General features: G+C 46.2%; 9 protein-coding genes. 6 read left to right on the top strand and 3 right to left on the bottom strand.

Annotated features, from left to right (window positions below; translation table 11 throughout):
• Positions 1–160 precede the first annotated feature (160 nt).
• Entirely contained in the window at positions 161–634 is a 474-nt protein-coding gene (locus K8R76_12965; protein ID MCD4849085.1) for a hypothetical protein, read from the bottom strand.
• 72 nt (positions 635–706) lie between these two features.
• Between K8R76_12965 and K8R76_12960 the strand changes: the two genes are divergently transcribed.
• Entirely contained in the window at positions 707–1,006 is a 300-nt protein-coding gene (locus K8R76_12960) for a hypothetical protein (GenBank protein ID MCD4849084.1), read from the top strand.
• Between the two features lie 4 nt (positions 1,007–1,010).
• Here K8R76_12960 and K8R76_12955 read toward each other — a convergent pair whose 3' ends face one another.
• A complete protein-coding gene (locus tag K8R76_12955) occupies positions 1,011–2,105 on the bottom strand; it encodes a hypothetical protein (protein MCD4849083.1) in 1,095 nt (364 codons plus the stop codon).
• Between the two features lie 39 nt (positions 2,106–2,144).
• On the bottom strand, positions 2,145–4,160 hold the full coding sequence (locus K8R76_12950) for a urocanate hydratase (GenBank protein MCD4849082.1): 2,016 nt from the start codon (positions 4,158–4,160) through the stop codon (positions 2,145–2,147).
• A 94-nt stretch (positions 4,161–4,254) separates the two neighbouring features.
• Between K8R76_12950 and K8R76_12945 the strand changes: the two genes are divergently transcribed.
• From K8R76_12945 to K8R76_12925, 5 genes are read left to right on the top strand one after another with little or no spacing between them, the layout of a single operon-like run.
• A complete protein-coding gene (locus tag K8R76_12945; protein ID MCD4849081.1) occupies positions 4,255–6,435 on the top strand; it encodes a hypothetical protein in 2,181 nt (726 codons plus the stop codon).
• Entirely contained in the window at positions 6,429–7,967 is a 1,539-nt protein-coding gene (locus K8R76_12940; protein ID MCD4849080.1) for a PAS domain S-box protein, read from the top strand. The genes K8R76_12945 and K8R76_12940 overlap by 7 nt, the downstream gene beginning before the upstream one ends.
• Positions 7,915–8,664 carry a hypothetical protein gene (locus tag K8R76_12935; protein ID MCD4849079.1) on the top strand — a complete coding sequence of 250 codons (750 nt, stop codon included), beginning with the start codon at positions 7,915–7,917 and terminating at the stop codon, positions 8,662–8,664. The genes K8R76_12940 and K8R76_12935 overlap by 53 nt, the downstream gene beginning before the upstream one ends.
• A complete protein-coding gene (locus K8R76_12930) occupies positions 8,661–9,734 on the top strand; it encodes a hypothetical protein (GenBank protein MCD4849078.1) in 1,074 nt (357 codons plus the stop codon). Before K8R76_12935 ends, K8R76_12930 begins: the two co-directional genes overlap by 4 nt.
• Before the next feature lie 17 nt (positions 9,735–9,751).
• Positions 9,752–10,444 carry a hypothetical protein gene (locus K8R76_12925; protein MCD4849077.1) on the top strand — a complete coding sequence of 231 codons (693 nt, stop codon included), beginning with the start codon at positions 9,752–9,754 and terminating at the stop codon, positions 10,442–10,444.
• The last annotated feature ends 24 nt before the right edge of the window (positions 10,445–10,468 follow it).

The following is a 10,468-nucleotide window of genomic DNA, read 5'->3' as shown; positions in this document are numbered from 1 at the left end:
ATACCTCTAGGGTCAGGTCTTGCATTCACGCATTTATTACTATATTTCATTCCAGGAACAATATAAACGCTTTTTAGAGTGGGATCAGATCTTACTTTATACATTTATTAGTATATTTTGTTCTAGGATGAATATAAATGCTTGAATGCAAGACCTGACCCTATAAGTCGAATTCGGTAACCTTCCATTTTCCTTCTTCAAGCACGACATCAATGATGTTTGTTTCAGTCTGATCCATAATGGAGGATGTAACTTCAACCTGTGCTATGTCTCCATCGATTGTGACTTCTCCAACAGTAATTTCTGCTGACTGCATCATGCCTGTTATCATTGGAGAAGAAATCATGGCTATCATGAAATCCTTTGCTGTCATGTCAGGGATTTCGTCCGCATCAAGTTCTATTCCCATAGAGCTGAGCTGCTGAGCAGACATCTCAGGATCCAGTTTGATGGTTTCCAGCTGGATCTCCATTTCATCAAGAGCGCTGCTGGACATGAACGATACAGCTCTTTCGCCGTTACCGGCCTGGATGGCTTCAAACATTTCTATTACGGCGTCTCCCGGATTACCGTTACCACCGCATGCGAGGAATACCGCCAGCATAATTACGGATGACAGAGTAAGTGTTTTCATTTTTTCCTTTCTTTCAGATATTATGAAATATCAATTATGTATATTTGTGTATATTTCAATTTCAGGATGAGATTGTCAATCGGCACAGGCGATAGGAGATACGATCTGTCAGTCAGTAAAGATGTAAGAAAAATACTTGAATCGGAAGCGGCTGGTTTTCCGGATCGATTTCCCGGATTGAATATTCGATTCTGCGTGATAATGGGCAGACGGATATCTCATATTACCGGTAATACATCAATTATCAGAAGTGAAGAGTTCAGAGTGACCATTACTCCTGAAATCGTGATGTTAATAAGCGGATCCTGGCAGAACATACAAGATGAACTGAGAAATTACGCTCAATCCATAGCTGAACAGATCAGGCCCTGACGGTTTACAGTTTCCAGTTTAATCCGATGTTATAGTAAGTTCCTGAATCATCAATGTTGTCGAGATGGGGTTCCGGGAAGCTGAATCCAGCTCTGCTTCTGCTTCTCCAGGAAATTGCCATATCCAGATCCATTCTGCCCAGATCAATGCATGCTCCTGTTGAAAGGCAGAGTCCCGCACGTTTGTAATCGGAGGCTCGGTCGAAACCGACACTGTAAATTGATCTGACTTTTGGGATCATCTCCGCGAAAACCGCGAAAAACTTCCCTGAGACTTCGGGATTATCATCTTCAATAGACTGTACATCGACTTCAAAACCAAGCGTGCTTCCATTAAGGATTTCCAGATCTTTCTGATATCCGATTGCTACCCTGGAACGGTAACGACCGCTTGCGTTTGTGCCTGATATCCCGAAAGTTCCAATTTCAAGGGGCATTAGTACACCTATATGAGCACAGAAATCCAACTCATCCCAGTCCAGGCTGGTGGTGTCATTCGGGACTGATTCATACAATAAATTATACACCAATGTCCATGATCCGCTCCCGGATCTGAGCCCTCCCGACGCACCGGCGATGAGCCAGTTGCTTAATTTGAAGGACATCCCTGTATTTACTTCCCAAAGAGAGCCACGGGAATCAAGATTGCTCGCCGCATAGACCCTGTACCTTCCAGGTCCGTTTAATGTGATCTCCAGGCTTTCACCTTCGAAACCGAAATCAGAGACTCTTGCAACTCCCGCTCCCATTGAGATCCTGTCGCTTAATCTGAATCCGATAGCCGCAGTAGCCGTTCCAAGGATTGTACCGCTGAGAATCTGTGAAAATGCGTGCTCTCCATATGTGAAAGTACTCCATTGAATAACGCCTGTTCCGACTGTTATCACCGCACTATCCAGTGTGGATAATTCAGCCGGATTGAGGAATATCGATGCCGGACCGCCTGAAGGCATTGACCATACTCCCCCCATAGCGCTTGATTTCGGAGTTACAGCAGCAATCGGAGAACCGTAGTCCATCGCGTCATGAAATCCCCATGCAAGAACCAGGGATGGACATGCAACGGACAGGATCAAAAGCAGAGCGGAAATACTTTTCATGATAATTTCTTTCTTAATAGAAAATCCTAATCAGTATATCTATTTAAAACAGTTCTCGATTATTTCATCGTCCGCGATTTCCGGAATTGTTATCTTCATATCAGGTTCGTCATCCATTGCCTTTTTTATGGCATAAATAGCGCCTTTATTCCTGGCCCAGGATCGTCTTGCAAGGCCGTTGGAAACATCCCAGGTGAGCATATTGCGGGCACGGTTCCCTGCTTCCGGAGAACCGTCAAGCAGAAGACCAAAGCCGCCGTTAATTACTTCACCCCAGCCTACTCCTCCTCCGTTATGGATAGAAACCCAGGTTGCTCCTCTGAATGAATCACCAATTACATTCTGAATAGCCATATCAGCCGTAAACATGCTTCCGTCCGCGATATTTGCTGTCTCGCGGTATGGCGAATCAGTGCCTGAGACATCGTGATGATCCCTTCCGAGGACTATGGGTGCTGTGATCACTCCATCCGCAATAGCCTGATTGAAAGCAAGCGCGATATTTATTCTTCCCTGTCTGTCGGCATACAGGATTCTGGCTTCGGATCCAACAACCATTCTATTTTCTTCAGCATGTCTTATCCAGATAACATTATCGATCATCTGACGGGATATTTCCGGATCAGCCTCCTTCGACATGTTCTCAAGTACTTCCGCAGCGATATTATCCGATCTTCTGAGGTCTTCATGATCACATGAAGTGCATACCCATCTGAATGGTCCGAAACCGTAGTCGAAGCACATGGGACCCATGATATCCTCAACGTAGGAAGGGTATGAGAATGTTCCATCCGGTTTTCTTATACCATCCGCTCCCGCGCGGGAGGCTTCGAGAAGGAACGCGTTGCCGTAATCCCAGAAGTACATTCCATTCGCATGAAGTGTGTTTATCGCCCGAACCTGGTTTCGAAGTGACTCCTGAACCTTCTCATGGAAGGCATCCGGATCATCATTCATCATCCTGTTTGATTCATCAAAAGATAAACCGGCGGGATAGTATCCTCCGAGATAGGGATTGTGAAGGGAGGTCTGATCACTTCCCAGATCAACCGATACTTCCTCTTCCGCAAGTTTTTTCCAGAGATCGACCACATTACCCGCGTATCCGAGTGACAGGGGTTTCTTTTCTTTCCTGGCTCTTTCGATTCTCAGCAATACTCTATCCAGATCGCTTTCGACTTCCTGGAGCCAGCCCTGATCGTACCTTGTCTTGATTGCTTTCGGGTTGATTTCGGCAATCAGACCAATTCCTCCGGCGATGACGGAGGCCTTTGCCTGAGCGCCGCTCATTCCTCCCAGACCTGATGTAACGAACAGTTTACCTGCAAGGTTTTCATCAGGGGCCAGGTCCAGGTATTTTCTACCTGCGTTCAGAAGCGTTATGGTCGTTCCGTGGACGATTCCCTGAGGGCCTATGTACATGAAACTGCCTGCTGTCATCTGTCCGTACATTGTTACTCCCAGAGCAGCCATTCTGTCGTAATCCGTTTTTGAGCTGTAGTTGGGAATGACCATGCCATTCGAGAGAACAACTCTTGGCGCGTCCGGATGTGAGGGGAAAAGCCCCAGGGGGTGCCCGGAGTAGAGTACAAGTGTCTGGTTCTCCGTCATTTCTGAAAGGTATTTCATCGTAAGAAGGTATTGAGCCCAGCTCTGAAATACAGTACCATTACCGCCGTATGTGATAAGCTCCTGGGGATACTGAGCCACAGCGATATCAAGGTTGTTCTGTATCATCAGCATAATAGCGGCGGCCTGAGGTGTTTTTGCCGGATAATCACTTATGGAACGGGCTTTCATTTCGTATGAGGGGCGGAATCTTCGCATATAGATTCTACATTCCTCCTTCAGTTCTCTCGCGAATTCCGGAGCCAGTTGAGCGTGCCACTTTTTAGGGAAGTATCGAAGAGCGTTCTTCAATGCGAGTTTCTTCTCTGTCGGATTGAGTATGTCCGGCCTGGCGGGGGCATGGTCAACTCCTGCGAGATCCGGTGGTGTTTCCGGTATTGAATCAGGTATGCCCTGGCGAATCTGTTCTCTGAAACTGTCTGACATGAAAGCCTCCCATGACTTATATTCAGAAACTGTGTATTATGTTTTTATATAATAATGAACTGTTCGCGCTTTTCCCAACTGGAGGATTACAGATATGAAATATATGATATTGATGCTTATTGTATCCGTGATTGCCACTGGCAATCAATATTCGCTTCTGAATTACAAACCTTTGAGTGATCGGGAATTGGCCGAATTCCTGTCCATATCCTGTGAAATCATCCACGTATACGATGACGGGTCTATTGATTTTATTGCTAACGAATACGAATATGATGTTCTTCTACGGGCAGGAATACCATTCACCACCAGGATCGATGATCTCGGACGCTTTTACAACAACAGGTACGATGGTGGAGGCAGGAATACCGGTATATACATGACCTGGAGCGAGATATCCGCATGGATGAGTGAGTTGCACAGTACATTTGCTGATATTACCAGCTCACCTACCTCGATAGGTAACACTATCGAAGGCAGACCGCAGACAGTTGTAAAACTGTCATCGAATAACAGTTTCTGGGTAGATGATCCCACACTTCCCAACTGCTGGTATGATGGTCTGATCCATGCAAGAGAGCCGGCCTCCATGAGAAATCTTCGATTCTTCATGCAATGGCTCTGTGATAATTACAACCGAAACGGTTTCTGCGGCCTCCAGGCTACATATGTGCTGGATAATCGCGAATTGTGGTGTCTTCCCTGCAACAATGTGGACGGTTATGTCTATAACGAGCCTTACAGTTACGGCAATGGTATGTGGAGGAAGAACCGGCGTGATAATGGCGGTGGTATTTACGGTGTCGACCTGAACAGGAACTGGTCCGTTGGCTGGGGTGGAGCTGGATCGAGCGGCAGCCCATCTTCGGAGACCTATCGCGGGACGGGCCCTCTGAGTGAGCCTGAGGCCGGCAATATTGACGCTTTCTGGCAGGATCATCCTCCCGTTCAGATGCATTCAACCCATACCTACGGGAATATTCTGATCTACCCATGGGGATGGACGGATGATCCGACCACGCATGTTGAGCAGTACGATACTCAGGGTGAGATAATGGTTCAGTGGGGAACCGGAGAACTGCACGGCCCATCTGCCCAGATCAATTATTACTCCTCCGGCAATACTCGTGATCACTCATACGGATTATACGGCGCAATGAGCTGGAACCATGAAACAGGTGCTAATTTTGCCGGTTTCTGGCCTTCAGATATTGAAAGCTTCAAACTGTCAAGGAGAAACCTCAGAAGTTATCTTGTTACCGCGTTTCTGGCTGGCTGCCCTCTTGATCCGCACGTTCCTGATATCGTTGTGATCGATGAAATCGGACCGGTTTCCTTGCCATTCACAATAAACTGGAATATGGCTTCAATGCCTGCGACGTATGCCCTTCAGGAGCTTACCGGTTATGAGGTTTTGCTCGATGATGATGGAAGTGGTGGTCCATTTATTATGAGCAACTGGAGCACTACCACTTCTCAGTATCATTCCGGTCCAAGCAGTTACCTTTCAGGCGGAACCGGTACGATGACCTGGACCGAAACGGTTGCGATACCTGAGAACGGCGGTGGAAGACTGAGCTTCTGGGCTTATTACAATATTCCCGATGGCAGCTGTCAGGGCAGTATTGAAGTATCAGACGATAGTGGTGATAACTGGTATTATCTCCAGACATTCGGCAGGTACGACCCCAACTGGCGGCTTTCCATACATGAACTGGACGAATGGCAGGGTGATACACTCAGCTTCAGATGGGAGACAACCGGAAGCGCAAGCGATCTTTATATCGATGATATTATTGTGGAAGTATGGGAGGAGAACGAATTTATTGATCTCGATATTCCTGTAAACTCATATACGTTCACGGAGCACGAATCCGGAGAGTTCTGGTACAGAGTTGTAACGATGGATCCCGATTTTGGACCTTCCTGGCCTTCCGATGCTGTTCTGGCGCAGATCGATCTTGGAATCTCTCCTGAAATTCATCCTTCAGGTCATACAAGCCTCGGGCATATCAGCCCTAATCCTGTTTCCGGTATGGCCTGTATTCCGGTAACAATATCTTCTGGCGATGCCGGTAGTGCCGACCTGGCTATATACGACCTTTCCGGCAGGAGAGTTGTGGATATATCAGGTCAGATAAACACACCGGGAGCCCATACTGCTTACTGGAACTGCACTGATTCATATGGTTCGCAGGTGCCTGGAGGTTTGTATTTCTGTGTTCTGGATATCTCTAATACTCGTCTGACAAGAAGAGCGATGGTTGTATGGTAGCAAAAAAGAAGGTAAAAACAGCACCGCTGAAACCCGATATAAGAGCCATGTTGACAGCTGTTTCCGATGCTGTAGTGCTGCTTGATGAGAATGAGCTGATAACCTTTGCGAATCGGGAAGCTTCCAATCTGATCGGCTTCAGTGAAGAAGAAGTATGCGGAACACCCTTATGGGAGGCCTGCAAATTTCTTATACAGAAAACCCGTAAACCTCTTTCCGAACATGTGTATGATGGAGTTACAGATGATGGTTCATTAACATTCCCCATTGCTACTATTCTGATCTCAGCTGATGGAACCGAGCGGATTGTCAGAGGCAATGTATATCTATCTTTGAACGATAAAACCGATCGCAGGACGATCAGAAGTGTAGTATTCAGAGATGTAAGCTCAAGATGGCAAATAGATAAGGTATCACTGAGAGTACAGAGATTCGGGGTTCTGAAAGCTCTGGCTGAAGGGGTTGCACACAACCTTGATGATCTGCTTACGGTATTACTCGCTCGGATGTCAAGGATCAGGAGGAGTCAGAATGACAGAAACGTCGTCCTCCTATCGATTAAAGAAGCGGAGGAAGTGATTGATAAAATCAGTTCGCTGGTTTCCTGCCTGTCAACCGGGCAACTTGGCGCAGATTCGAAAGAGGGTATAGCCCTTGTCGCAAACGTACTGAAGAGCGCAACTGGAACCCTCTCAGCTCTCTTTCCGGATATAGAATTAAGCTTTGCATATCCTGATCGGACCGGTTATGCAGGAGTTCCTCCGGATCTTCTGGAACAGGTTGTTATGAATCTGCTGCTGAACGCCGCTGAAGCTTCCGGAGGAAACGGATCGGTTAATCTCACCTCATGCAGGATAGAGCTGGAAGAGGATATGGAACAGATTCCCGCAGGGAATTATGTCATGATCTCTGTTGTCGACAATGGATGCGGGATTTCAGAAAGTGACCTGATCCCGATATTCGATCCATTCTTTTCAACAAAGGGAAAGGGCAGGGGACTGGGGCTGTCAGCAGTCTATTCGATCGTGCACAGCTTCCAGGGACATTATATTGTGAATTCCCAACAGGATAAAGGTTCAGCATTTACGGTATTCTTACCTGTAGCGGATAGGATTACAATAGAGACCGCGAATGATGTTATTCCATCGATTGCGATTGGAGGTTACATCGGGATGGATACCGATATTCTGGTTACCATATTTAAAAGTCTTGGCTGTTCAGTCTTTGATATGACTACTTCCTATTCGGATATGGAACTTCTGAGTACAGTTGGTTCCGATGATAGATTCAATTTACTTGTCATTGATTCAAAGCTGTTAAGCCCCGAAGAAGTAATATCACTTGATTCCATACCTTCGGATAAGGCTGTTATTGTAGTAACGAGCAGTGATGAAGATGTTTCTGAGATATCAGGATCCAACATTGTCTTTCTGAAGAAACCATTCGGAATAGACACTGTATGTGAAGCACTTGGGAAATGTGTCTGGAGCAGAGACTTTTCGAAACAAACAGGATCTGGAAACGGTATCTGAAATGAAGATCAACTGCACACAATGCGGCGCGGAACACATGGTTATTGAGAGTGATTTCTTTCTCAGATGCCCTTACTGCGACGCAAGAATAGTAGTTGATCCACCTGCTGATACACCGAAACTCGTTATGGCCTCTGTTACCGAAGAATACGTAAAACGTCTCTTTCCGCCTGGAATGGCTATTTCACTGGAGAAGAAGTATTTCCCATATTATGAGGTGGATCAGTCATTGACCGGCAAGACTCTGATTCCCTGCTTCAGTCAGCCATGGCAGGACCTGGAGAATTATTCTCCTCCTGCCGGAGACAGAAGGGTATTTGATGAAAGTATAGCCGAACCATGTGAGTTTATTCCATTTAACAGAGATCAGATTGACGATGCATCAGTCAGAATTGTTTTTCATCCGTTCTATATCGTCATGCTTAAGCTGGAAGGTTACAGTGAGGGAGTGCTGGTAGATGCCGTATCCGGACAGCTTCTGGGAGAATCGCCTGTTATGGATGATACGGCTTCTAAAGAGATGGAGCTGCAAAAGCTATTCTTTCTTACTCTCATTGTGGGATTGGCAGTATCAATCCCCGTTTTCCTGCTTCTTACGAATATGGATTTATCGTGGCTTTCCCGAACCTGGTTTTCTGTCATAATCCTGGTGGTTATCGCTGGTATAATATATATCAATAAGGTGAAAAAGCAGTGAAGAAGATTTCATTTGCGCTAACCTGTCCATCCTGTGGAGGGCTTCTGAACATCTGCGAGGGGGATACGCACACTGTCTGTCCCAGCTGTTCAAGCAGTCTTCTTCTCTCTAATGCTGTACGGAAATGCGTACTGCCGTCAAGGAAATCCAGTATTGATGTATTAAGGTCCATTCGCAGGAAGCTTCAGAGCATTAATCCCCATGGAACGGAGAGTGCAAAGGTCAGTCGACCAATTCTGTACTTTGTTCCATTCTGGCATTGCAGTGCGCAGGTGAACGGTTATCTGCTTGGTGTGGAACCAGTTTTCCGAGATGTTGAGATTCCTGTTATCAGTTCTAATGGACAGGGATCGTACGGATACACGATATCTGCAGTCAGGAAAATCAAGACAAGAACCGGTTCCAGTGCGGTTGAGAGGGAGATACAGTTTTCCGGATGTGTTAACATCAGTGGAGCCGATCTGGAACCACTCGGGATACCCACGCTTTCAGCGGATTCTCAGCTTTCTATCCAGGGGCTGGATATTCAGAGTGACACGCTGCCGGATGGTCTGGAAGTGCTCGAGAATGAAGCGTCCAGAGAGGGTGTCTTCGTTAACCCCATAGTGTCGCTTATTGAAGCACGTGTACAGACGGTAAAATATCTTCGCAGACTTGGATCCGGCGCGGGTTTTGGTCTTGAAGAAAGGTGGGAGTACATTCTTATTTCCGGACATCGTGAAATGCTTGTCTATTACCCGCTGTGGGTAACTGATTTCAGATTTGACGGCAGGACTTTTCAGGTTGTTGTTGATGGACGATCAGGTGAGGTGCTGCGTGGTCGCTTTCCCTCATCGAATAAAGACAAAAGAATCCTGACAATCGCGATGGCTGTTGTCTGGGCCGGTCTGTTACCGGTTTTCGCTAATCTTGTATTAGGCGGCAAATTGAATTACAGCACAATTTCTGGAAATCAATCGAGCTGTATCCCTGTAATTGTTATGATCATGGCCGGACTTGCGTATGGAACTTATCATCTGTTGAAGATACTCAGCAATCTTAAAGGAAAAGGGAGCGAAGTTATTGTATAGTCATAGGAAGTTCGAACATGCGGAGTAAATCCTTGAGTATTACTGTCCTGAGGTGTCCCGATTGCGGAAACGATCTTGATGGGCTTTCAACAGATATTATCTTTTTCTGTACCGAATGCGGCAGATGCCTGGTGTCCGGTGATAAACTCGCTCCTGTTGAAATAGAATTCACTCGTTATGACGATTCCGGGACAATTCTTCTCCCTTTCTGGAAGGTTGATGCAACCATTGATATACTCAGAAGGATTACGCGAAGCGAATCCAGAGCCACACCGATCATTGGGTCCAGAGAATTCCATGGAGGGAATCCCGATCTTGTTGAAACATACTCAGTTACAGGAAGAAATCTGATTATCTTTCCCGCTTTCTCAACAAGCCTTGTACTGTCAACCGGAGTGAAGCTTAATGAGGAAGAATTCTCGCAGGAGCCTCTGCAGCACGGTAAATACCAACCGATGATCGGTGGAAGTATTGACCCTGAAGATGTTTCAAAACTTGCGAGTGGTGTTGCTGTAGGGATCGAAGTCTGGAAATCTGATTATCTGGCCTTTATAGATCTGAACATTGAAGTGCATTCCGTAAAAGTGCTCGCTATCGGATGTACACAATCAGAAAGTGCTTTCAGGATAAACGGCACAGATATAAATATTCCTTTTACGGCGGTAAAAGACGCAGACGATATTCTGAAGCGCAGCGGATATAATACGTGATGATGTATCTTCTTGACCGGAGCG

It is taken from the genome of Candidatus Aegiribacteria sp. (assembly GCA_021108435.1).
Lineage (GTDB): Bacteria > Fermentibacterota > Fermentibacteria > Fermentibacterales > JCC-6 > Aegiribacteria.
Note: the sequence above shows the minus strand (reverse complement) of the source record. Positions and strands in the feature narration are given on the sequence as shown.